Genomic DNA, 1852 nt, shown 5'->3' with positions numbered 1-1852 from the left:
GCAATGGAAGAAGAAACTAGAAGAATATTGTGACGTATTCGATACTTTGATTTACGCACGGGATAAATTTCCGGGACAACGCAATAGCTTGGATGCCTTATGTAAGCGTTTTGGTATCGATCATTTTAATCGTGAATTCCACGGCGCATTACTTGACGCGGAAATTCTGGCTTTTGTATACCTGGCATTAACCGGGGGGCAAAGTAGTTTGTTTGGTGAGGCTGAAGAGACTGCCAATAAGAACGAGGTCCAGGTGCAAGAAATAGCCTCACTTCGTTTAGCAAACCCTATTGTGGTACAGGCTTTAGCTGATGAGATTGAATCACATCAAAGTTTTATTGAGTTTTTGAGTAAAAAGTCTGGGATTAATCATTGGGAAGAGGTGTAGGATTATATTTATAAATTATAGGCTGGGCTTTACAACCCAGCCTACGATTAGCCTAAATAGCTCTCTCGTTCTTTAGCGAACTAAAGTAATCTTCGATTCTTCATCTTCATCTTCATCCTCAACAAGAGTGGGCGATTGAGCGGTATTGTTTCCCTGAAATACACCTTCGCGACGCATTATTTTCGCATTCGAATGAGGGCTAGGACGACGATAATCAGGCACAATTACTTGAGCCTGTCTGTGGTCTATTTCCGCATCATCAACTGGCTCAACTGCCACTTGGCTTAACTGGTATAAAGGCCCAGGCTTGGCAAAACTCACCATACGATTGCGTGAAGGATCACCATTTCGCACTAGGGGAACGTCTGGACCAGCTACAGCATAGCCAAGACCGTGTTCCAGAAGTTTTTGTCTCCAATGGTCCATCGAGTGGAATTTGCGTGTTTCTTTCATCTCTTCTTCTAGAGATACTCCAGTAACGACATTAAAGATCGTATGTGCCATATGAGCCATACTCATGGTTTCTTCATCAGTGACATCATGATCTACGAGCAAGAATCGACCATCAGGACGCAGAACACGTTTTACTTCATCTAGGAACTGTTCTAATTCATTATCTTCAAAATGGTGTAGACCAACATAACAGGTAATTACATCAGCACTATTATCTTCAAGATTAGCTAAATTAGGCTTACTGTAATCCAATTGTTCGAAGCGATCATAAGGACGTGGGAAACCAGTTTGGATGTAATCCGTAATAGATTGTTGTTCATAGACTGCAACAATTTCGCCGGTAATTTCGTAGTGTTGTTTGAATCCATTAACAAAACGACCAGGATAGCCAATTTCAACAAGGCCATTAATGGTTTTCATTTCCTCAGGTAGTAAGCTGTGTGCTTGTTCTCCCAAGTCGGTTTTGATTGCCGATAATGAATCAAAAATACGACTTAAATCGCCTAGGGTACCCGGTGCGATTTCCGGTAAACGTCGTGATAATTCTTGATAAATTTCTTGATGGCTGTCGTTATATTTCAAAATGTCTTCTAACAAGGCAAAAAATTTATCACTGTCTATACGATGCAATACATTTTTTAAGAATCCAGCAAATTTTGCTTTAGTTTCTTCATTGGCCATAATCGCTTTAAAGTGATTCTTCGTTTCTGGTTTTGGTTCCATAAAACGTTGGTAGAAACCACTGACAAATAAATGCTTAGGGTCTACGTCATCTTTTGCTTCTAGCGCATCATTCACGTGAGGATATGCCTCATGGAAATCTTCTGGATTTGAAATGTGTTGATAAGGAAGGTAATAAGAGCCACCATTTTCAACGGTAAGATGCTGTGCTTGACGTATCCATTTACGCGCTTTAATTATTTCTTTCTCGTCCAGTGATTGGTTAAAGCAAAGCACTACCGCAAAACGGTCGCCATCATAAGCATAGGACATAGGTGATTGGTTATTTTG

Annotated in this window: 2 protein-coding genes; one reads left to right on the top strand and one right to left on the bottom strand. The window is 40.5% G+C overall.

Annotated elements, in window-relative coordinates; translation table 11 throughout:
• Positions 1-388, top strand: a 388-nt coding sequence (locus ACQY7T_RS10965; protein ID WP_428413354.1) for an exonuclease domain-containing protein, incomplete at its 5' end; no start/stop codon positions are given.
• A gap of 72 nt (positions 389-460) precedes the next feature.
• Here ACQY7T_RS10965 and ACQY7T_RS10960 read toward each other — a convergent pair.
• The coding region (locus tag ACQY7T_RS10960; RefSeq protein WP_428413352.1) for a class I SAM-dependent methyltransferase at positions 461-1852 on the bottom strand (1392 nt) is incomplete at its 5' end.

It is taken from the genome of Legionella sp. (assembly GCF_965140895.1).
In the GTDB taxonomy this organism is placed as follows: Bacteria; Pseudomonadota; Gammaproteobacteria; order Legionellales; family Legionellaceae; genus Legionella.
This window is presented reverse-complemented; position numbering and strand designations above follow the sequence as displayed.